At 68.5% G+C, this 21,926-nt stretch carries 17 protein-coding genes; 11 read left to right on the top strand and 6 right to left on the bottom strand.

Annotated features, from left to right (window positions below; translation table 11 throughout):
* Window positions 1-62: 62 nt before the first annotated feature.
* The 6 genes from bamA to lpxB all read left to right on the top strand — a co-directional run bounded on the left by bamA (window position 63) and on the right by lpxB (window position 7,279).
* Window positions 63-2,393, top strand: coding sequence for an outer membrane protein assembly factor BamA (gene bamA / locus H512_RS0101940; protein ID WP_026782091.1), 2,331 nt, complete (start codon window positions 63-65; stop codon window positions 2,391-2,393).
* Window positions 2,394-2,778: 385 nt separating this feature from the next.
* Complete coding sequence (gene lpxD, locus H512_RS0101935; RefSeq protein WP_026782090.1) at window positions 2,779-3,828, top strand: UDP-3-O-(3-hydroxymyristoyl)glucosamine N-acyltransferase; 1,050 nt, start codon at window positions 2,779-2,781, stop codon at window positions 3,826-3,828.
* A 59-nt stretch (window positions 3,829-3,887) separates the two neighbouring features.
* Window positions 3,888-4,316 carry a 3-hydroxyacyl-ACP dehydratase FabZ gene (fabZ, locus tag H512_RS0101930; RefSeq protein WP_036789772.1) on the top strand — a complete coding sequence of 143 codons (429 nt, stop codon included), beginning with the start codon at window positions 3,888-3,890 and terminating at the stop codon, window positions 4,314-4,316.
* A gap of 103 nt (window positions 4,317-4,419) precedes the next feature.
* Window positions 4,420-5,226 carry an acyl-ACP--UDP-N-acetylglucosamine O-acyltransferase gene (gene lpxA / locus H512_RS0101925; protein ID WP_026782088.1) on the top strand — a complete coding sequence of 269 codons (807 nt, stop codon included), beginning with the start codon at window positions 4,420-4,422 and terminating at the stop codon, window positions 5,224-5,226.
* Window positions 5,223-6,095: an LpxI family protein gene (locus tag H512_RS0101920; RefSeq protein WP_036789690.1), complete on the top strand. Its 873-nt coding sequence runs from the start codon at window positions 5,223-5,225 to the stop codon at window positions 6,093-6,095. The genes lpxA and H512_RS0101920 overlap by 4 nt, the downstream gene beginning before the upstream one ends.
* On the top strand, window positions 6,092-7,279 hold the full coding sequence (gene lpxB / locus H512_RS0101915) for a lipid-A-disaccharide synthase (protein WP_026782086.1): 1,188 nt from the start codon (window positions 6,092-6,094) through the stop codon (window positions 7,277-7,279). The genes H512_RS0101920 and lpxB overlap by 4 nt, the downstream gene beginning before the upstream one ends.
* A 70-nt stretch (window positions 7,280-7,349) precedes the next feature.
* Here lpxB and gltA read toward each other — a convergent pair whose 3' ends face one another.
* Window positions 7,350-8,642: a citrate synthase gene (gene gltA / locus H512_RS0101910; protein WP_026782085.1), complete on the bottom strand. Its 1,293-nt coding sequence runs from the start codon at window positions 8,640-8,642 to the stop codon at window positions 7,350-7,352.
* Window positions 8,643-8,992: 350 nt separating this feature from the next.
* Window positions 8,993-10,417 (bottom strand): glutamate--tRNA ligase, encoded by a 1,425-nt coding sequence (gene gltX, locus H512_RS0101905; protein WP_026782084.1) that lies wholly within the window; start codon window positions 10,415-10,417, stop codon window positions 8,993-8,995.
* Window positions 10,418-10,576: 159 nt separating this feature from the next.
* Between gltX and H512_RS22185 the strand changes: the two genes are divergently transcribed.
* The gene (locus H512_RS22185) at window positions 10,577-12,745 is read left to right on the top strand and encodes a ComEC/Rec2 family competence protein (RefSeq protein WP_053239492.1); all 2,169 of its coding nucleotides are present in this window, start codon (window positions 10,577-10,579) and stop codon (window positions 12,743-12,745) included.
* Between the two features lie 3 nt (window positions 12,746-12,748).
* Here the strand turns inward: H512_RS22185 and H512_RS22180 are convergent, their stop codons facing one another.
* Together H512_RS22180 and H512_RS0101890 are read right to left on the bottom strand one after the other, a co-directional pair.
* Window positions 12,749-13,801 (bottom strand): GGDEF domain-containing protein, encoded by a 1,053-nt coding sequence (locus H512_RS22180; protein ID WP_036789688.1) that lies wholly within the window; start codon window positions 13,799-13,801, stop codon window positions 12,749-12,751.
* A gap of 223 nt (window positions 13,802-14,024) precedes the next feature.
* Window positions 14,025-15,623, bottom strand: coding sequence for a DEAD/DEAH box helicase (locus H512_RS0101890; RefSeq protein WP_026782083.1), 1,599 nt, complete (start codon window positions 15,621-15,623; stop codon window positions 14,025-14,027).
* 351 nt (window positions 15,624-15,974) lie between these two features.
* Here H512_RS0101890 and H512_RS0101885 point away from each other — a divergent pair, with 351 nt between their 5' ends.
* Entirely contained in the window at window positions 15,975-16,469 is a 495-nt protein-coding gene (locus H512_RS0101885) for a GAF domain-containing protein (RefSeq protein WP_026782082.1), read from the top strand.
* A gap of 7 nt (window positions 16,470-16,476) precedes the next feature.
* Here H512_RS0101885 and parE read toward each other — a convergent pair whose 3' ends face one another.
* Window positions 16,477-18,531, bottom strand: coding sequence for a DNA topoisomerase IV subunit B (gene parE, locus H512_RS0101880; RefSeq protein ID WP_036789681.1), 2,055 nt, complete (start codon window positions 18,529-18,531; stop codon window positions 16,477-16,479).
* A 205-nt stretch (window positions 18,532-18,736) separates the two neighbouring features.
* Here parE and H512_RS0101875 point away from each other — a divergent pair, with 205 nt between their 5' ends.
* The 3 genes from H512_RS0101875 to H512_RS0101865 all read left to right on the top strand — a co-directional run bounded on the left by H512_RS0101875 (window position 18,737) and on the right by H512_RS0101865 (window position 21,088).
* Window positions 18,737-18,943 carry a hypothetical protein gene (locus H512_RS0101875; protein ID WP_156899305.1) on the top strand — a complete coding sequence of 69 codons (207 nt, stop codon included), beginning with the start codon at window positions 18,737-18,739 and terminating at the stop codon, window positions 18,941-18,943.
* Between the two features lie 67 nt (window positions 18,944-19,010).
* Window positions 19,011-20,258 (top strand): Hsp70 family protein, encoded by a 1,248-nt coding sequence (locus H512_RS0101870; protein ID WP_026782079.1) that lies wholly within the window; start codon window positions 19,011-19,013, stop codon window positions 20,256-20,258.
* Window positions 20,259-20,359: 101 nt separating this feature from the next.
* A complete protein-coding gene (locus tag H512_RS0101865) occupies window positions 20,360-21,088 on the top strand; it encodes a YciC family protein (protein ID WP_026782078.1) in 729 nt (242 codons plus the stop codon).
* A gap of 4 nt (window positions 21,089-21,092) precedes the next feature.
* Here the strand turns inward: H512_RS0101865 and H512_RS0101860 are convergent, their stop codons facing one another.
* The gene (locus H512_RS0101860) at window positions 21,093-21,920 is read right to left on the bottom strand and encodes a shikimate 5-dehydrogenase (protein ID WP_026782077.1); all 828 of its coding nucleotides are present in this window, start codon (window positions 21,918-21,920) and stop codon (window positions 21,093-21,095) included.
* Between the last annotated feature and the right edge of the window lie 6 nt (window positions 21,921-21,926).

Here is a 21,926-nt window from a genome sequence, read left to right as displayed (position 1 = left end):
TCGGAATCTGTAACAAGGGTTCCCAAACGGCCTTGGCCGCAGAAACTCGGGTACGTGATTAAATGCGCTCATTCAAGGAATGGACGAAAGTCGTCGCCGCCTCCGCTGCCTTGCTCGTCGCGGCACCTTTGTGGAGCGGGTTTATACCGGAACTAGGCGCGATCACCGCCGAGGCGGCGTCCGTCGGCCGGGTGACGGTGGTCGGCAACACGCGTGTCGAGCCCGAGACGGTCGCTGCCTATATCAAGGGCACGCCGGGTCGGCCGCTCAGCGCCGCCGAGATCGACGAATCGATCAAGGCGCTGTTCGCCACCGGCATGTTCTCCGATGTGCAGATCAGCCAGTCCGGCGGCCGCATCATCGTCAAGGTGGTCGAGAACCCGGTCATCGCTCGCGTCGCCTTCGAGGGCAACGACGTCCAGTCCGATGAAATGCTGAGGGGCGTCATCGAGTTGCAGCCGCGTTCGGTGCTGACGCAGGGCAAGGTCGAGTCCGACACCCAGCGTATCCTCGAGCTTTACCGCCGCAGCGGCCGCTACGATGCCACCGTCGAGCCCAAGCAGGTCGACCTTGGCAAGGGGCGCGTCGACCTGATCTACCAGATCAACGAGGGTCCGCGCACCGAGGTGAGCAAGATCACCTTCGTCGGCAACAGCGCCTTCTCCAACTATCGTCTGTCCAACGTCATCTCCACCAAGGAGTCTGGTCTGTTCGGCTGGATCAAGACGTCGGACAACTACAGCCCGGAGAAGCTGAACGCCGATCAGGAAGCGCTCCGTCGCTTCTACTACAACCACGGCTATGCCGACTTCCGCGTGGTGTCCGCCACCGCCGACTTCGACCGCCAGCAGAACTCCTTCTTCCTGACCTTCACCGTCGACGAGGGCCAGCGCTACAAGTACGGCGACATCAAGGTCGAGACGACGCTGTCCGAGGTCAACCCCGAGGACCTTCAGAAGCTGACGCTGACCCGCACCGGCGACACCTATTCGGCGGCCGACGTCGACAAGTCGCTGGAGGCCATTACCACCGCCGTGGCGGCCAAGGGCTACGCCTTCGTGCAGGTGCGCCCGCGCGGCGACCGCGACTACGCCAACCACACCATCGCCGTCACTTATTTCGTCGACGAGGGTGCGCGCGCCTACATCGAGCGCATCAACATCATCGGCAACGACCGCACGCGTGATTACGTCATCCGTCGCGAGTTCGATATCGGAGAGGGCGACGCCTACAATCAGGTGCTGATCGAGAAGGCCGAGCGCAAGCTCAAGAACCTCGGCTACTTCAATACCGTTCGCATCTGGTCCGAGCAGGGCTCGTCCGTCGACAAGGTGATCGTCAACGTGCAGGTCGATGACAAGCCGACCGGCGAGTTGAGCGTCGGCGCCGGCTATTCGACCTCGAACGGCATCCTGGCCGAACTGTCGCTGACCGAGAAGAACTTCCTCGGCCGCGGCCAGTATGTCCGCGCCTCGGTGTCCAAGGGCATCACCACCGACGGCAAGACGGGCGACTCGTCCTACGAGCTGTCGTTCACCGAGCCCTACCTGTTCGACCGTCGCCTTGAGGGCGGGTTCGACATCTACCAGCGCAACTACAGCGTGGGCTCGGACGGCGTCCATCCATATGACGAGAAAAATACCGGCGGCAAGATCCGCTTCGGCGTGCCGGTCGCCGAGAATACGTCCCTTGGTCTGTTCTACGAGGGCTATCGGCAGGAAGTCGGCGACGTCAATTCGACCTATAGCCCGTTCGTCACGGCCGGCGACCGCTTCATCTCGATCATCGGCACCAGCCTGACCTACAACACGGTCGACGACTATGCCTTCCCGCGCAGTGGCGTCTATGCGCAGATCAAGCAGGAATTCGCCGGCGCCGGCGGCGATGCAACCTTCCTGCGCACCACGGCTCGCGTCGAGTACTATAAGGAACTGGTCGAGGACTGGGACCTGATCGGTCATCTTGGCGCCAAGGGCGGCGCCATGTTCGGGCTGGACGGCGATCTCGAAAGCATCGACCAGTTCCAGGTTGGCGGCTCGATCATCCGCGGCTTCGACAGCAACGGCATCGGTCCGCGCGATCCGGCGACTGGGTATGCTCTCGGCGGCAGGTACTATGTTGCCGGCACGGCCGAGACGATCTTCCCGGTGCCGATGATCCCGCAGGAATATGGCTTCTGGGGTTCGCTGTTCGCCGACGCCGGCACGCTCTGGTCGTCCGACACGACGACTTCCGGCACCGACAACGGCCTTGCGCTGCGCGCCTCGGTCGGCGCCGGCCTGATGTGGCAGTCGCCCTTCGGCCTGCTGCGTGCGGACTTCGCCTACCCGGTCCTGAAGGAAGACACCGACAAGACACAAGTGTTCCGCTTCTCCGGCGGCACAAGGTTCTGACATCGTCTTCCTCGGAGATTTTTGACCGCCGCGTCCTCAGGGCGCGGCGGTTTCTTTTGGGCCGTCTTTCCGCCGGCTCGGGCATTGTGCCGCCGTACTTGCGACTGGTCGTGTTCGCCCTCCGACAAGGCCTGAAACGGCTGACCCGTTCGGCGGCTGCACGCCGGAATCGACGCGCCGCCGCGCTTCCCGTGGACTTGCCGCACGCGATCGGTTGACACCGGCGTGGCGCAATGGCTAATGCCTTCCGTTCCGGCAATATCGCAGCCGGCCGCCCAGGAACGCCGGACGGCCGCCGACCGTGCGGTGCTTCAGCCGAAACGAAGAGGGAAGGCGCTCGTTCGCCGCGGGGTTCGCATCCGGCGGAGGGGGAGCGAATGTGGCCATGTCCGATCCAGTGTTCTTCGTGCCCGCCGGGCGTCTCGCCCTGGCCGAGGTGGCCCGCATCGCCGGCGGCGAGGTGGCGCGCGGCGACGCGACTGTCGCCATCGGACGCGTCGCTCCGCTCGACCAGGCCGGTCCGGGCGATCTTTCCTTCCTCGACAACCCCCATTACGTCGACGCCTTCCGGGCAACGCGGGCATCGGCGGTCATCTGTTCGGCGGCCCATGTCGGCGACGCGCCGGAGGGTGCCGCCGTGGTGGTCGCCGCCCAGCCTTACCGGGCAATGGCGCTGGTCCTGCAGGCGCTGTTCCCCGACGCCTTCCGTCTGAAGGGACCGTTCGGTGCGGCCGGCATCTCGCCGGCGGCCACCATCCATCCCGAAGCCCGCCTTGAGGCGGACGTCACCGTCGAGCCGGGCGCCGTCATCGGCGCCGGCGCCGAGATCGGCAGCGGTACGGTGGTGTCGGCCAACGCGGTGATCGGCCGTGGCGTGCGTATCGGCCGCGACGGCTACGTCGGCGCCGGCGTCACGCTGCAATATGCGCTGGTCGGCAACCGCGTCATCATCCATCCCGGTGCCCGCATCGGCCAGGACGGCTTCGGCTTCGCCATGGGTCCGGGCGGCCACCTCAAGGTGCCGCAGATCGGCCGGGTGGTGATCCAGGACGACGTGGAGATCGGTGCCAATGTCGCCATCGACCGCGGCTCCAACCGCGACACGGTGATCGGCGAGGGCACCAAGATCGACAACGGTGTGCAGATCGGTCACAACGTCGAGGTCGGGCGGCACTGCGTGCTGGTGGCGCAGGTCGGCATTTCCGGCTCGACGCAACTTGAGGATTTCGTGGCGATCGGCGGCCACACCGGCCTTGCCGGCCACATCAGGATCGGCATGGGCGCCCAGATTTCGGGCGGCGCCATGGTCAAGGACAGCATTCCGGCGGGAGCGCGCTACGTCGGCAATCCGGCGAAGCCCATCCGCGAGTGGACTAGGGAACAGATGGCCCTGAAGCGGGCCGCGCAGCAGGCGACGGGAAGGGATCAAACGTGAGCGAAACCGACAACGCACCGGCCGAGACCGCGGCGCCCGCCAGGGGCACGCTTGAGGTCATGGACATCCAGGCGCTTCTGAAGGCGCTGCCGCACCGTTATCCCTTCCTGATGATCGACCGGATCATCGAGATCGACGGCGACGATTCGGCGATCGGCATCAAGAACGTCACCATCAACGAGCCGCAGTTCCAGGGGCATTTCCCGAATGCGCCGGTGATGCCCGGCGTGCTGATGATCGAGGGCATGGCCCAGACGGCCGGCGCCATCTGCGTCAACGCCGGCAGCGGCGGCCCGCCGAAGCTGGTCTACTTCATGACCATCGACAAGGTGAAGTTCAGGAAACCGGTCGGCCCCGGCGACGTGGTCGAGTACCACGTCCGCAAGATGAAGAAGCGCGCCAACATGTGGTGGTTCGAGGCGACGGCCATCGTCGCCGGCGTCAAGGTGGCCGAGGCCGAACTCAGCGCCATGCTGTTGAACGCCTGACGGCACGCGGGTGGGCGTAACACGCTGAAACAATATGTGCGGCGCCTCGCCGGTGACCGACGTTATAGGGAAACGGGCTGCACCGCCGTCGAGGATCATCCGCATGCGCAACATACATCCCACCGCCGTCGTCGATCCGGCCGCCGAGATCGGCGATGACGTCAGCATCGGCCCGTTCGCCGTGGTCGGGCCGCACGTCCGGCTCGGCGAGGGCGTGGTGCTGCACGCCCACACGGTGGTGGACGGTCGCACGACGCTCGGCCCCGGCGTCACGGTGTTTCCGCATGCCACCGTCGGCATGGTGCCGCAGGATCTAAAGTATCATGGCGAGCCGAGCCGGCTGGAAGTCGGCGAGCGGACGGTGATCCGCGAATGCGCCACGCTGCATCTCGGCACCGAGGGCGGCGGCATGCTGACCCGCGTCGGCGCCAATTGCCTCCTGATGGCCAATGCCCATGTCGCCCACGATTGCGTGGTCGGCAACAACGTCATCCTGGTCAACTGCGCCACGCTCGGCGGCCACGTCCACATCGGCGACAACGCCATCCTCGGCGGCCTCAGCGCCGTGCACCAGTGGGTGCGCATCGGCGAGGGCGTGATGGTCGGCGGCATGACCGGCGTCGAGAACGACGTCATTCCCTTCGGCATGGTCACCGGCAACCGCGCCCGCCTCGGCGGCCTCAATCTGGTCGGCCTGAGACGGGCCAACTTCCCGCGCGACGACATCCACGCCTTGCGCAATGCCTACAAGCTGCTGTTCGACAGTGACGAGCCGCTGGCGTCGCGCGTCGCCCGCGTCGCCGAGACCCATGGCGGCAGCCCGCTGGTCGAACGCATGATCGAGTTCATCCGGGCCGGCGGCGATCGCGCCATCTGCACGCCGCGCAACCGGGATGGCGAGGCCGAATGACGCTGCGTCCGTCCGATCCCGACCGTCCCACCCTTGGAATCATCGCCGGCGGCGGCGGCGTGCCGGCCATCGTGGCGCGGGCGGCCGAAGCGGCCGGGCGGCCGGTGGTGCTGTTCGGCATTGTCGGCGAGGCCGATGCGGAGATCGAGGCCTTCCATCACCACTGGCTGCGCTGGGGCGAGATCGGCCGGATGTTCGACCTGCTCGCCCGCGAGCGGGTCGGCGAGGTGGTGATCTGCGGCGCCGTCAACCGGCCCGACTTCTCGGCCATCCGCGTCGATCTCGGCGCCGTGCTGAGCCTGCCGAAGATCCTGTCGCTGATGGTCGGCGGCGACGACACCGTGCTGAAGAACGTCGTCCGTTTCCTGGAAGATCGCGACTACCTGGTGGTCGGCGCCCATCAGGTGGCGCCGGAGCTGGTGGGTGGCGACGGCAGCCTCGGTCGCTACCGGCCCAGCGAGGATGCCGAGGCCGACATCGTGAGGGGCGTCGAAGCGTCGCTGATGCTGGGCCGCCTCGACATCGGCCAGGCCGTGGTGGCGATCTCCGGTCGCGTCGTTGCCGTCGAGGGCATCGAGGGCACCGACGAGCTGTTGCAGCGCGTTGCCGATCTCCGGAAGCGCGGCCGGCTGAAGGCGGCGCACCGCTCCGGCGTACTGGTCAAGGCGGCCAAACCCCAGCAGGACCTGCGCGTCGACCTGCCGACCATCGGCCCGCGCACCGTCGAGATGGCCGCCGCCGCCGGCTTGGCCGGCATCGCCGTCGAAGCCGGCCGGGTGATGATCGTCGACCGGGCGGCCACCGTCGCCGCCGCCGACGCCGCCCGGCTGTTCATCGACGTGCGGCGCTTCCCCGAAGCCGCGCCATGAGCGAGCCCCGGTCGCCGCTCCGCGTCGCCATCGTCGTCGGCGAGGAATCCGGCGACCAGCTTGGCGCCCGGCTGATGGCGGCGCTGAAGCGGCTGTCAGGGCGACCGATCGATTTCCTCGGCGTCGGCGGCGACCGCATGGCCGCCGAGGGCTTTGCGAGCCTGTTCCCGCTGCACGACATCGCCGTGATGGGCTTCGCCCCGGTGGTGAAGCGGCTGCCGCTGATCCAGCTCCGCACCGCCGAGGCGGCCGGCGCCGTCATCGCCGGTCGGCCGGACGTGCTGGTGATCATCGACAGCCCCGACTTCACCCACCGCGTGGCGCGCGACGTCAGGGCGGCGCTGCCGCGCCTGCCGGTCGTCGACTATGTCTGCCCCTCGGTATGGGCCTGGCGGCCCGGCAGAGCCCGCAGGATGGCCGCCTACATCGATCACGTGCTAGCGCTGCTGCCGTTCGAGCCGGCCGTCCTCGCCCGCCTGAAAGGCCCTGAGGCCACCTATGTCGGTCATCCGCTGATCGATCGGCCGGAGCTGCTGACGCCGGCGCCGGGCGAGCGGCCGCCGCTCGATGCCGGGCCGCCGACGCTGCTGGTGCTGCCCGGCAGCCGGTCGGGCGAGATCGACCGCATGCTGCCGCTCTACGGCAGGGTGATCGACCTGATGGCGGCGCGCGGCCTGGCGTTCCGGCCGCTGCTGCCGGCTGTCGAGCGGTTGAGGGCGCGCATCGAGCGTGAGACGGCCGGCTGGGCCGTGCCGCCGCGCGTCGTCGCCGGCGAAGCGGAGAAATGGGCGGCCTTCCGGTCGGCCCACGCGGCGCTCGCCACCTCCGGCACCGTGACGCTGGAGCTGGCACTGGCCGGCGTGCCCAGCGTGATCGCCTATGCCCGCGACCCGCTGTTCCGCATCCTTTCCGAGATCGCCCGTCGCATTCCCGGCCTGATCAACCTCCATATGTTCGGCCTTGCCAACATCATCCTTGGCGAGAAGGCGAGCCCGGAGTTTCTCGATCCCGATCTCGCCCCGGATCGACTGGCCGATGCGCTGATGCCGCTCCTCGCGGAAACGCCGGCCCGCGCTGCCCAGGTCGCCGCCTTCGCGAGGCTGCGCGACATCATGGCGCTGCCGGACGGCCGTCCGGCAGCCCAAACAGCGGCCGACGTGGTGCTGCGCCTCGCCGACCGCTGATCCTTCCCCGGACAAGAAAGGCCCCCGGCGTCGCCGCCGGAGGCCCTGATGTCGTCGCCATGCGGCTGCCTCAGCCGCGCTTGCCGATCTCCACGTAGTCGCGCTGCGGCGCGCCAATGTAGAGCTGGCGCGGCCGGCCGATCTTCTGGCTCGGGTCCTCGACCATCTCCTTCCACTGGGCGATCCAGCCGACGGTGCGGGCGACGGCGAACAGCACGGTGAACATCGAGGTGGGGAAGCCCATCGCCTTCAGCGTGATGCCGGAATAGAAGTCGATGTTCGGATAGAGCTTCTTCTCGACGAAATAGTCGTCGTGAAGGGCGATGCGCTCCAGCTCGACCGCGACGTCGAGCAGCGGATCGTCCTTGATGCCCAGCGTTTCGAGCACTTCGTGGCAGGTCTGCTGCATGATCTTGGCGCGCGGATCGTAGTTCTTGTAGACGCGATGCCCGAAGCCCATCAGGCGGAACGGGTCGTTCTTGTCCTTGGCGCGGGCGATGTATTCGGGAATGCGGTCGACCGAGCCGATCTCGGCCAGCATGTTCAGCGCCGCCTCGTTGGCGCCGCCGTGCGCCGGGCCCCACAGGCAGGCGATGCCGGCGGCGATGCAGGCGAACGGATTGGCACCCGACGAGCCGGCGAGGCGCACCGTCGACGTCGAGGCGTTCTGCTCGTGGTCGGCGTGCAGGGTGAAGATGCGGTCCATGGCGCGGGCCAGAACCGGGTCCACCTTATACTCCTCGGCCGGCACGGCGAAGCACATGTGCAGGAAGTTGGCTGCGAAATCGAGGTCGTTCTTCGGGAAGATGAATGGCTGGCCGATCGAATACTTGTAGGCCATGGCGGCGATCGTCGGCATCTTGGCGATCATCCGGTGCGAGGCGATCATCCGCTGGTGCGGATCCGAGATGTCGATCGAGTCGTGGTAGAAGGCCGACAGCGCGCCGACCGTGCCGACCATCACCGCCATCGGGTGGGCGTCGCGGCGATAACCCTGGAAGAAGCGGGTCATCTGCTCGTGGATCATGGTGTGGCGGGTGATGTGGCTGTCGAACTGCTGCTTCTGCGCCTTGGTCGGCAGTTCGCCGTAGAGCAGGAGGTAGCAGGTCTCCAGATAGTCGCCTTCCAGCGTCAGTTGCTCGATCGGGTAGCCGCGATAAAGCAGCACGCCCTTGTCGCCGTCGATGTAGGTGATCTTGGATTCGCAGGCACCGGTCGACGTGAAGCCCGGATCATAGGTGAAGTGGCCGGTCTTGCCGTAGAAGGAGGAGATGTCCATCACGCTCGGACCGATGCTGGCATCCTTGAGCGGGAACTCATAGGAGGTGTCATCGATGGTGACGGTCGCGTTCTTCGTGGTCATTCGGTCGGATCTCCATGAGGTGATCGGGTGGACCAGGCCAATGAGCGGCGGGCAGGACGATTACGTTTACGTAAACTGCCGACCAACCTCCCAGTCTGTCGATCTTCACGTAGCGGAAAATCCCTACTGCGGCAAGCCTTCGAATAGGAGGTCGGGTCTGCCATTTCGGCGAAGGTCGGGAACCCGATTGCCGACGGCGAGTTATTGTTTCGGCGGGTTTTTCACTGGTCGCTATCGGCGACTTTCGGGGGCGGGGAAGGCACCCGTTCTCTCTTCCTCGCGGGGAAGTGAAAGCCCCGCCGCGGCAGGGCCGGGCGGGGCGGGATTCGTTCAGAGCCTGCAAGCGGCTTTCAGTCGGTCAGCGCGTCGCGGATGCGGCCGAGCGCCTCGTCGCGGCCGAGCACGGCCAGCACGTCGAAGATCGGCGGCGAGGTGCTGCGGCCGGTGGCGACGGCGCGCAGCGGCTGCGCCACCTTGCCGAGCTTGAGGCCGGCTTCCGTGGCATAGGCGCGCACCGCCTCTTCGGTGGCGGCCGCCGTCCACTCGGGCAGCGCTTCGAGGCGGGGCAGCAGCGTGGCGAGCGCCGTTCGGCCGGCCGGATCGAGCAGGGCGGCTGCCTTGTCGTCGAGGACGAGCGGCCGGCTCGCGAACAGGAAGCTGGCGTTGTCGATCAGCTCCAGAAGCGTCTTGGCGCGCTCCTTGAGGCCGGGCATGGCGGCGGCCAGTTGCGCCTTCACCTTGTCGTCAAGCCTGGCCTTGAGGCGCGCGCCCTCCGGAATGTGGTCGAGCAGCGCGATGACATGACCGACCAGTTCGTCGTCCGGCGTCTGGCGGATATAGTGGCCGTTGAGGTTCTCGAGCTTGCCGTAGTCGAAACGCGACGGCGAGCGGCCGATGCCCTCGAGGTCGAACAGGGCGATCATCTCCTCGGTGGAGAGGATTTCCGCGTCGCCGTGCGCCCAGCCGAGGCGGACGAGATAGTTCCGAAGCGCCACCGGCAGGTAGCCCATGGCCCGATAGGCCTCGACGCCCAGCGCGCCGTGGCGCTTGGAGAGCTTGGCGCCGTCCGGCCCGTGGATCAGCGGGATGTGGGCCACCTTCGGCATCTCCCAGCCGAGGGCGTCGTAGATGATCTTCTGCCGCGCCGTGTTGGTCAGGTGGTCGTCGCCGCGGATGATCTGGGTGACGCCCATGTCGTGGTCGTCGACCACCACGGCGTGCATGTAGGTCGGCGTGCCGTCCGAGCGCAGGATGATGAAGTCGTCGAGATCCTTGTTGGGAAAGGTGACCGTGCCCTGTACGGCATCCTCGATCACCGTATCGCCATCCTGCGGCGCCTTGATGCGTACGGCGGGCTTGACGCCGGCCGGCGCCTCGGACGGGTCGCGGTCGCGCCAGCGGCCGTCGTAGCGCGGCGGCAGGCCGCCCGCCTTTGCGCTCTCGCGCATCTCGGTCAGTTCCTCGGGCGTGCAGTAACAATAGTAGGCCTTGCCGGCCGCCACCAGCTCGCGCGCCACGTCGGCGTGGCGGTCGGCGCGCTGGAACTGCGAGATCGGCTCGCCCTCCCAGGTGAGGCCCAGCCAGGAGAGACCGTCGATGATGGCGTCGACGGCGGCCTGCGTCGAGCGTTCGCGGTCGGTATCCTCGATGCGCAGCAGCATCGTGCCGCCGTGCCGCTTGGCGTAGAGCCAGTTGAAGAGCGCCGTCCGCGCACCTCCGATGTGCAGAAAACCGGTGGGAGACGGCGCAAAACGCGTGACGACGGGCGTGGACATCGACGATAGTTCCGAAAAAGGCCGGAGGGCGGCTGGGGAGGCGGCGGCGGGCGTCGCCGGCCGAACCGTTGCGTGGACGGCGTCTTACAGGAAAGCCGCGCGTTTCGCAAAACAAGATCGCGCGGCGCACCGGCAAAGCGATCGAAACAGGCGGCCAGCGTGACGGTCGGGACGGAGACGGGCATCAAGGCCGGCGGGCGCCGCCGGGTAGCCGCCGGCGCGCGGGGTCGGCAAAGCCTTGCCGCCTTGCGCAAATCCTTTGCCCGCGACCTCGACGACGGCCGCGGCTTCCTGTGGTGGCCGGTCGCCGCCGCGGTCGGCGCCGCCGGCTATTTCGCCCCGTCCGGCGAGCCGTCCGCCGTCGAAATCGCGCTGGCCGGCCTCGGCGCGCTGCTGGCGCTGGTGGTCGGCCGCCGCGTCGCGGCGTCGCTCCTGGCCATCCTGGTCGGCCTCGCTTGCCTCGGCTTCCTGCACGCCGCGCTGATGACCCGGCTCGCCGCCCATCCGGTGCTGTCCTTCGAGCGGACGATGACGGTGCGCGGCCACGTGATGGCCGTCGAGGATCGCGGCAAGGGCGCCGCCCGCCTGCGTGTCCGGCCGGCCGAGATGGAGCCGCGCCCGCGCGACGGGCTGCCGCCGCTGATCCGCGTCACCACGCGCGGCGTGGTACCGAGACCCGGCGAGGCGGTGACCATGCTCGCCCGCCTCGCGCCGCCCCTGCCGCCGCCGCTGCCCGGCGGCTACGACTTCGCCCGTACCGCCTGGTTCGCCGGCGTCGGCGCCGGCGGCTTCACCTACGGCGCCGTCAAGCCGTGGCCGAAAGCGCCGCCGCCCGATGCCTGGCTCACCGTGCTGACCGGCATCGAGACGGTGCGGATGGCGGCGGCCGGCCGCATCCGCGCCGTGCTGCCCGGCGACACCGGCGCCATCGCCGCGGCGCTGATCGTCGGCGACCGCGCCGGCATTTCCAGCGCCACCAACGACGCGATGCGCGTCGCCGGCATCTTCCACGTGCTGTCGATCTCCGGCGTGCACATGAGCCTCGTTGCCGCTTTCCTGTTCGGCGGCGTGCGGCTCATCCTGGCCCTGGTGCCGCCGCTGGCGCTGCGCCTGCCGGTGAAGAAGATCGCCGCCGTACTGTCCATCCTCGGCACCGGCGCCTATTTCGTCATCTCCGGCATGGACGTGCCGGCCGAGCGGTCGATGATCATGGTGCTGGTGTCGCTCTTCGCCGTGCTGATCGACCGCCGCGCCCTGTCGCTCAGGGTGATCGCCGTCGCGGCGCTGGTCACGCTCGCGCTGTCGCCGGAGGCGGTGATGGACCCCGGCGCCCAGATGTCGTTCGCCGCCGTGGTGGCACTGATGGCCGGCCTCGAAGCCTATGGCAGTCGCCGGTCAGCGGTGCCGGAGGCCGGCGACGTCAATCCGGTCGTCCGCGTCCTGCGCCGGTTCGGCCTGTGGATCGTCGCGGCGCTGGCCGCAACCACGGTGGCCGGCCTCGCCACGCTGCCGATGGCGCTCTACCACTTCGGCCGGCTGGCGCCGCTCGGCATGCTGGCCAACCTCGCCACCGAGCCGCTGGTGTCGTTCCTGATCATGCCGGCGGCGATGATCGCCGCGCTGCTGATGCCCTTCGGCCTCGACGGCCTGCCGCTCGCCGCGATGGGCGCCGGCATCGACGCCATGATCGCCGTCGCCCGCATCGTCGCCGAGTGGACGCCGGGCGGCGGCCTCTGGGGCCGGCCGGACGGCTGGACCATGCTCGCCGTGGTGGCCGGCGGCCTCTGGCTCTGCCTGTGGCGCGGCCGCAAGCGCTGGCTCGGCCTCGCGCCGGTGCTGGTCGGTTTCGCCTTCGCCGGCGCCGCCACGCCGCCGGGGCTGTTCGTCGCCGGCGACGGTTCGCTGGCGCTGCTCCGCGACGCAGGCGGCGGCTGGCACAAGATCGGCCGCAAGGGCGGTTTCACGCTCGACGTCTGGCTGGCGGCGGTGGGGATCGATCCGGCGAGGGCCGATATGTTGGGCGGCGATGCCCGCTGCGACACCGAGGCCTGCTTCCTGCCGGCCGCCGACGGCCGGCCGTCGGTCTCCGTCGTCATGCAGCCGGCGGCCTTCGGCGACGACTGCGCCCTGGCGTCGATTGTCGTGTCGGTCCTGGAAGCGCCGCCCTGGTGCCGGCCGGCCGGCGCGCTTCTCGACGGCCGGCTGCTGGCCGAGGCCGGCACGCTCACCTACGACATGAGGATGACGGCCGATGGCCGGCCGCAACTCGTCGAGACCGGCCGCGTCTTCGGCTCGCCCCGCCGCCTCTGGCAGGCGGCGCCACGCTGAGCGCTACCCTTCGTCTTCGGCGTCGGTAAGCATCTTCTCGGTGCAGACGCGATTGCGGCCGGCGCGCTTGGCGAGATAAAGCGCGGTGTCGGCCCGCTCGATCAGCGACACGGCGGTGTCGCCCGGCCGATAGGTGGCGACGCCGATCGAAACGGTGATGAAGCCCAGCGTCTCGCCGGTGGAGCGCTTCTTCAGCTCCTTTTCCTTGACCGTGACGCGGATGCGCTCGGCCAGCGTCTCGGCGCGGGCGAGCGAGGTCTTCGGCAGAATGATGGCGAACTCCTCGCCGCCGTAGCGGCAGGCGAGGTGGTGCGACTTGATGGCCTGCTTGACCGACAGCGCCACCAGGCGCAGCACCTGGTCGCCGGTCTGATGGCCGAAGCTGTCGTTGAACGACTTGAAGTTGTCGATGTCGGTGATCAGCAGCGACAGCGCTCCGCCGGCCTCGTCGGCGTTGGCGACGGCCCGCTCCAGCGACTGATCGAAATGCTTGCGGTTGGCCAGCGTCGTCAGTTCGTCGGTCAGGCTCTCGAAGCGCAGGGAATCGAGGCTTTCCTTCAGCTCGGCAATCTGCTTCTGGCTGTCGGCGAGCTGGCCCTCCAGCTCGCGGTTGACCTTCTCGGTCTCCTGCGTGGCGACCAGCAGTTCGCCGACGATGCCGCGCAGCCGGTCGAGGTTCGGCCCGGCACCCAGCTCGGACGAGGCGTCCGACAGCGTGCCGGCGTAGTTGGCGTTGGCGGCCATCGTCCGGCTCATCGCCGCCACGACGCCCTCGATCTCGCCGGAGATGCGGCCGCCGACATCTTCGATGCGGTCGCTGAGACGCGACGGCGAGATGTGCTGGTTATAGATGGCGCTGAGTTCGGCCGTGTCGATGCGGCCCTTGCTGCGCAGGATGTCGTTCACCGCGCGGTTGAGTGCATGGTTGAAGCCGGCGCAGTAATTGTACCAAAGCTCGTAGTTTCTGGGATAGGCCGCGTTCTCGTTGCGCCGGAGTTGCGCGACGGCCGCCTCACCGTAGCCGATCGTTCGCAGAAACTCTTCCCGTTGCGTCATGCTCTCCGCCCGTCGCCTCTCGCCTGTCTTGCATGTTGATAAACGGCAGGCATGAATTGAGCGTTAAGCAAAGGTGCATGGCCCTTGTGCAATTTGAGCCTTTCCGCCGTTCCGGCCCGGCCGGCACGGCGGATTCTTCCGCCCTCCGATGCGTTTCGCGCCCCCCGGAAAACGACAACGGCGGCCGAAGGGCCGCCGTTCGATGGCAGGACAGGAAGGCGGCTCAGTTGGCCGTCTTGGCGACGCGCACCGGCCTCAGGAGGAAGGCGGGCACGTGATCGCCGAGCCCGACCACCGTCGGGCCGTCGTCATTGTCGCGGCGCGACTGCGGCCGCGGACGCTCGCCGGCCCTGACCGGCTGCGGCCGGTCGGCACGCTGCCGTTCCGGACGTGTCTCACGCTCCTGCCTCGGCTCACGCTCCTGCCTCGGCTCGCGCTCCTGCCTCGGCTCGCGCTCCTGCCTCGGCTCGCGCTCCGGCTTGGGCTCGCGCTCGGCGCGGGAACTGTGGGCGCGGCTCGGACGCGGCGTCTCCTCGACGACCGCCTCGCCGTCCTCGGCGCTCTGGCGGGTGCGGCGCGAACGCGACGGCGAGCGGGCTTCCTCGCCGTCCGCCGTCTTGCTGCGCGAACGGCGCGGTTCCTTGCCTTCGGCGCTCTTGCGGCCGCGCGAGCGCTTGCGCGCCTCCGGGTCGAAGACGATCGGATCGCCGATCCACTCGATGTCGGTGGTGATCAGCTTCTCGATGGCGGAAAGGTGCTTCTCGTCGTCCTGGGTGACCAGCATCACCGCCGTGCCGGAGCGGCCGGCACGGCCGGTGCGGCCGATGCGGTGGACATAATCCTCGGCGTGGATCGGCACGTCATAGTTGAAGACGTGGCTGACGTCGGGAATGTCGAGGCCGCGGGCGGCAACGTCGGAGGCGACGAGCAGCGTCAGCGTGCCCTTCTTGAAGGCGTCGAGCGTTGCCATGCGCGCCCGCTGGTCCATGTCGCCGTGCAGGGCGCCGACGTTGAAGCCGTGGCGGACCAGGCTGCGGAACACCACGGCCACGTCGCGCTTGCGGTTGCAGAACACGATGGCGTTCTTCAGGTCCTCGGCGGCGGCGATCTGGGCGCGCAGCGTCTCGCGCTTCTCGAAATCCTCCGAGCCGGAGACGACGAGGCGCTGGGCCACCGTCGCGGCGGCGGTCGCCGGCTTGGCGACCTCGACCTGCACCGGGTTGTTCAGGAAGTTTTCGGTCAGCGCCTGGATCTCCGGCGGCATGGTGGCCGAGAAGAACAGCGTCTGGTGGTTCTTGGTGACCAGCTTGCAGATGCGCTCGATATCGGGGATGAAGCCCATGTCGAGCATGCGGTCGGCTTCGTCGATCACCAGGATCTCGACGCCGGTGAGCAGCAGCCGGCCGCGCTCGAAGTGGTCGAGCAGCCGGCCGGGCGTGGCGATCAGCACGTCGGCGCCGCGATCGAGCTTGCGGTTCTGGTCGTCGAAGGAGACGCCGCCGATCAACAGCGCGATGTTGAGATTGTTGTTGATCGAATACTTGATGAAGTTCTCCTCGACCTGCGCGGCGAGTTCGCGCGTCGGTTCGAGGATCAGCGTGCGCGGCATGCGGGCGCGGGCGCGGCCGCTCTCCAGGAGCGTCAGCATGGGCAGCACGAAAGCGGCGGTCTTGCCGGTGCCCGTCTGGGCGATGCCGATGACGTCGCGGCCGGCGACGGCGTGCGGGATGGCTTCGGCCTGGATCGGCGTCGGAGTCGTATAGCCGGCCGCTTCAACGGCCGCCAATACGCTGGCGCTCAGTCCGAGATCAGTAAAATTCATGTGGTGTGCGGTCTCTTGGATTGGGGGATTCGAAATGCCGGGAGGCTGCCGAATCCGCGCGGTTCCGGCTCGACGGATAGCGATCCGGATACGACGGGAGAACATAGGTTGAATCTCCGGCATGTCAATCAAATCCTGCCGCAAAGCCGGACTATTATTGACGCATGACGATGAACGACCGGCCGGCCGTCGCCTCAACCTCGGCAATCCCCGGAGATCTGGTGGGTTAACGATACGGCCGACAAGTAGTCCCGCCGAGCAACATGCGGCGAACTACTGTGTTGTCCATCTGGCCTGACAACGGCGCCCCGTCTGCTATGCTCGCCGCCCCGAACGGCGAAAGGACCGCCCATGCACGTTGCCCGGAAGATCGAGGCGGCCGACAAGCCGGCCTTCTACCGCGAACTCGCCGGCCAGCTTGGCGGGCTTCTCGCCGGCGAGCGTGATGCCGTCGCCAACGCCGCCAACCTGTCGGCGCTCCTCCACGAGCATCTGCCCGACCTCAACTGGGCCGGCTTCTATTTCCTGAAGACGCCCGACGAACTGGTGCTCGGTCCGTTCCAGGGCCGGGTGGCCTGCGTGCGCATCGCGGTCGGCAAGGGCGTCTGCGGCACCGCCGTGGCGCGGCGCGACAGCGTGCTCGTCCCCGACGTCCACGCCTTCCCCGGCCACATCGCCTGCGATGCCGCCTCGCGCTCCGAACTGGTGGTGCCGCTGCTCTCCGGCGACCGGGTGCTGGGCGTCATAGACCTCGACAGTCCATCGCCGGGCCGCTTCGACGAGGGCGACGAGGCCGGTATCAAAGCGCTGGCCGCCCTCTACGTGGCGGGCAGCGACCTCGGCTGAGCGAGCGCTAGATGTCGAGGTCCTCGGCGAACTCGGCATTCTCCTGGATGAACTGGAAGCGGCCCTCGGGCTTGTTGCCCATCAGCCGCTCCACCGAGTCGGCCGTCCGCTCCGCTTCGTCTTCCACCAGCACGACGCGCAAGAGCGTGCGCGTCTTCTTGTCCATGGTGGTTTCCTTGAGCTGCGACGGCATCATCTCGCCGAGGCCCTTGAAGCGGCCGATCTCCGGCTTCTTGTTTTTGAAGACGGTCCTGAGCAGCTCCTCGCGGTGGGCGTCGTCGCGGGCGTAGATGGTCTTGCCGCCGTGCGTGAGGCGATAGAGCGGCGGCACGGCCAGATAGAGGTGGCCGCCGCGGATGAGTTGCGGCATCTCGCGGTAGAAGAAGGTGATCAGCAGCGAGGCGATATGGGCGCCGTCGACGTCGGCGTCGGTCATCACGATCACCTTGTCGTAGCGGAGATCGTCCTCGCGATAGTGCGTGCGGGTGCCGCAGCCGAGCGCCTGAAGGAGGTCGGACAGCAGCTGGTTGGCCGTCACCTTCTCGCGGCCGGCGCTGGCCACGTTGAGGATCTTGCCCCTGAGCGGCATCACCGCCTGGCTGGCGCGGTCGCGCGCCTGCTTGGCCGAGCCGCCGGCCGAATCGCCCTCGACGATGAACAGCTCCGACCCTTGCGCGGCGTTCTGCGTGCAGTCGGCGAGCTTGCCGGGCAGGCGCAGCTTGCGGACGGCGCTCTTCCTGAGCACGTCCTTCTCCTGCCGGCGGCGGAGGCGCTCGTCGGCGCGCTCGACGATCCAGTCGAGGAGGCGGCCGGACTGCTGCGGCGAGGCGGTCAGCCAGTGGTCGAAGGCATCCTTCACCGCCGTCTCGACGATGCGGGCGGCCTCGCCGGTGGAGAGCTTGTCCTTGGTCTGGCCGACGAATTCCGGCTCGCGCACGAACACCGACAGCATGGCGCCGGCCGAGGTCATCACGTCGTCGGGCATCACCTGGGCGACGCGCTTGTTGCCGGCCATCTCGCCATAGGCCTTCAGCGAGCGGGTCAGCGCCAGGCGGAAGCCCTGCTCGTGGGTGCCGCCGTCCGGCGTCGGGATGGTGTTGCAATAGGAGTTGACGAAGCCGTCGCCGGCGAACCAGGAGACGGCCCATTCGACGGTGCCGTGACCGCCGGTGCCGACCCGGCCGGCGAATATGTCGTCGGCCACCCGCTTCTCGCCATCGAGCGCCTCGACGAGGAAGTCCTTGAGGCCGCCGGGAAACTTGAACACCGCCTCGGCCGGCGTCTTGGTGCCCTCGACCAGCTGGGGATCGCAGGACCAGCGGATCTCGATGCCGCCGTAGAGATAGGCCTTGGAGCGGGCCATCTTGAAGATGCGCGCCGGCTCGAAGCGGGCGTCCGGCCCGAAGATCTGCGGGTCCGGCTTGAAGCGCGTCTTGGTGCCGCGCCGGTTCATGGTCTCGCCGAGCCGTTGCAGGCCGCCCTGCGGCACGCCGCGCGAAAAACTCTGCTTGTAGAGCTGGCGGCCGCGCGCCACCTCGACGTCCAGCCATTCGGAAAGGGCGTTGACCACCGAGACGCCGACGCCGTGCAGGCCGCCGGAGGTCTCGTAGACCTTGCTGTCGAACTTGCCGCCGGCGTGCAGCGTGCAGAGGATCACCTCCAGCGCCGACTTGCCGGGAAACTTCGGGTGCGGATCGACGGGAATGCCGCGGCCGTTGTCGTTGACGGTGAGGAAGCCGTCGGCGTCCATGCGCACCTCGATCCACGAGGCATGGCCGGCCACCGCCTCGTCCATCGAGTTGTCGATCACCTCGGCGAACAGGTGGTGCATCGCCTTGTCGTCGGTGCCGCCGATATACATGCCCGGCCGCCGGCGCACCGGCTCCAGTCCCTCCAGAACCTCGATCGCCGACGCGTCGTAGACCGCTTCCACCGGTGCGGCGGCCTCGGCGCGCGACCGCGCCGCCGTCCTGGCCGCGCGAGTGGGCGCCGCCACGGGCGCGGAAGCCGCTGCCGCGCGCTCCGGCGACGGGATAGCTCCGAACAGGTCGTCCTTTTCCATGCGTTCCGTCTTCGTCCTATCGCCGCCCGCCGTCATTCGAAGATGATTCGCGGCGCCCGGAGTGTGCCACGCCCAAGGCCTCGGCGCCAATCTCGTTCTTCATGTGTTCCGGGTCAAGCGGCGTCGGTTGCGGCCTCGTCGCCGTCGTTGAGGGGCTCTTAACCCTGATCGTGGCAGGTTCCTAGAAGTTCATTGGTGGTTTGTCATGCGTCGAAACCAGTATCAAGATACCGTGCTCCGGGAATTCGGGGCCGTCCACACCCGTGCCTTCGTTGCCGGGCACCGCCTCGCCGGCATGCGCCGCCATCTGGAAGAGGTGGCGGCCGAGCCGCCGCTCCTCGGCGGCCTCTTTGCGCTGCCAGCCGTGCTGGTGTTGCTGTCGCTCACGGCGTCCGTCTTCCTGCTCGCCTGATTTCGGGGCTGGCGTTCACCGCCGCAAAGCGCTAGGGAGACCGCCCCCATTTTTTCGGAGAGCGGTCATGGCGGCGGCAGGCCTCGATTTCGGCACGTCCAACACCACGCTCGGCGTCGTCGCCGGCGGCCGGGCGGACATGGTGCGGCTCGAAGGCGGCGAGGACACGCTGCCCAGCGCCACCTTCTATCATTACGACGGCACCATCTCGGTCGGCCGGGCCGCCGTCGCCGCCTATGTCGGCGGCGAGCACGGCCGGCTGATGCGGGCGCTGAAGTCGGTGCTCGGCTCGGCGCTGATGGAGGAGACGACGCTGGTCGGCCGGAGCCGCGTCAAGTTCCGCGACGTGCTGAAGCGCTATCTCGCCGAGGTGAAGCGGCGTGGCGAAGCGGCGGCCGGCCAGCCGCTCACCCATCTCGTGCATGGCCGGCCGGTGCATTTCGTCGACGGCAACCCGGAGGCCGACCGCCTCGCCGAGACGACGCTCGACGCCATCGCCCGCGATCTCGGCTTCAAGGAAGTGTCCTTCCAGTACGAGCCGATCGCCGCCAGCCTCGACTACGAGCGCCAGCTCGACCGCGAGGAACTGGCGCTGATCGCCGACATCGGCGGCGGCACCTCCGACTTCTCGATCGTCCGCCTCGGTCCCGAGCGGGCGAAGAAGGCCGAGCGGGCGGCCGACGTGCTGGCCAGCGACGGCGTGCGCATCGGCGGCACCGATTTCGACCGCCAACTGAGCCTCGGTACGGTGATGCCGCTCCTCGGCTTCCGCTCCAGGCTGGCCCGCGGCGAAATCGACGTGCCCTCGGTCTACTACCACGACCTCTCGACATGGTCGGCGATCAACCGCCTCTACGAGCCGCGCATCCATCGCGAACTGGTCGATCTCGAACGGCGGGCCGCCGAGCCGCAGCTCATTCAGCGGCTGATGCGGGTGGTCGACGACGAGCGCGGCCATGCGCTGGCCATCGGGGTCGAGGCGGCCAAGATCGCCGTCGCCGAGGACGGTGCCGCCACGGTGCCGCTCGACTGGCTGGAGGGCGGCCTTGCCGCTGCCGTCGATCACGCCGGCCTCGTTCGCCACACCGGCGAACTGGCCCGCCGCATCGGCGAGCGCGTCGGCGCCTGCCTCGCGGCGGCCGGCGTCACGGCCGACGCCATCGACGCGGTATTCCTGACCGGCGGCTCCACCCGGCTGGAACACGTGCGCAGCGCCATCCTCGCCGCCGTGCCGGAGGCGCGGGCCGTCGCCGGCAACGTGTTCGGCTCGGTCGGCATGGGCCTCGCCCTCGAAGCGGCCCGCCGCTACGGCTGACACGCCGCCTGTGAACGCCGCCACCGTCCCCGCTTTCTCGCCTGTTGGTTGCGGCGATATCTGCTATCCTGGCGGTCGGGTTGATTGAGAAGGGGGCAGCAATGCGCGGGGCGGAAGAATTCACCATTGGCAGGGTGTTCGGGCTGCTGCCCAAGGCGCTGGGGCAGGAGTCGATCTCGCTGTGGCTTGGCTTCACGGGCTTCGCGCTGCTGCTCAACCTCTTGCAATACGGGCTGCTGCACGGGCCGGACGCCGAAAGCCTCGGCACCGGCCTGATGGCCGGCGCCTTTTCGCTCGCCGTCTTCGTGGCGCTGTGCTTCGTCCAGTGCGCCGCCATCTACGCCGCCGCCATGCGCCTCGACGGCATGCCGGTGCCGGCGGCCGATGCGCTGCGGGTCGGCTTCTCGCGGTTCTGGGCCTATCTCGGCCTGTCGATCCTGCTGACCATCATTGTGACGCTGGGGCTCCTGCTGGTGATCCTGCCGGGCCTGTTCGCCTGGTCCGCCTTCTCGCTCGCCCTGCCGATCCTGGTGGTCCGGCGGGTCGGCGTCTTCGACAGCATCGGTATCAGCGGCGCAATGACCAAGGGCCATCGGCTGAAGATCCTCGGCTTCTGGTTCGTCTATGCGATCGCCAGCTTCCTGGCCGTCGTCCTGGTGGTCCTTCTGGCCGTGGCCGTGCTCCATCTCACCGGGCTGGATGACCTGACGGGGCGGGAACTGCCGGCCCTCATCCTCAACACCGTCTTTTCCGGCCTGTCCTTCATCGTCGCCGGCGCCACCTCGGCCATCGTCTTCCGTCTGATCGAGGCGCAGGCGGCGCCCGCCTGACCGCTCAGCCGCCGCGCGCGAAGGCGGCGGCCTCCTTCACCTCTGCCTCGCTCGGATGGACGCCGGTGTAGAGCACGAACTGTTCGAGTGCCTGCAGGATGGCGACGTCGGCGCCGGAAATGCGCTTGCGGCCGGCCTTCTCGGCCGCCCGCATCAGCGGCGTCTCCACCGGCAGCGCCACCACGTCGAACACCGTCTCTGCCGCCTCGATGACGGCGGGCGGGAAGGCGAGGGCATCGGCCTCCGGGCCGCCGGCCATGCCGACCGGCGTGGCGTTGACCACCAGCGGCGCCGAGAGCCCCTCGGCCGTTGCCGCCCATGAGAAGCCGTAGAGCCCGGCCAGCGCCTTGCCGCTAGTCTCGTTGCGCGCCACGACGACGCCGGTGCGATGGCCGCGATTGCGGAGCGCCGCCGCCACCGCCTTGGCCATGCCGCCGGAGCCGGCCAGCAGGAAGGGCGTCGACGGCGCGATCTCGGCGCGGTCCAGGAGGTCGAGCACGGCGCTGTAGTCGGTGTTGTAGCCGGTCAGCCAGCCGTCATCGTTGACAATGGTGTTGACGCTGTCGATGGCCGCTGCCGAGCTTTCGATATGGTCGAGCAGCGGGATCACCGCTTCCTTGAACGGCATGGAGATGGCGCAGCCGCGGATGCCGAGCGCCCGGACGCCGCCGATCGCCGCCGGCAGGTCCTTGGTTGTAAACGCCTTGTAGACGTAGTCGAGACCGAGAAGCTCGTAGAGCCGGTTGTGAAAACGCGATCCGAACTTGCCGGGGCGGGCGGCGAGCGACATGCAGAGCCGGGTCGTCGGGCCGATGGGGGGCTTGTCGGGCATGGTCCT

This window comes from Pleomorphomonas koreensis DSM 23070 (assembly GCF_000425185.1).
In the GTDB taxonomy this organism is placed as follows: domain Bacteria; phylum Pseudomonadota; class Alphaproteobacteria; order Rhizobiales; family Pleomorphomonadaceae; genus Pleomorphomonas; species Pleomorphomonas koreensis.
Note: the sequence above shows the minus strand (reverse complement) of the source record. Positions and strands in the feature narration are given on the sequence as shown.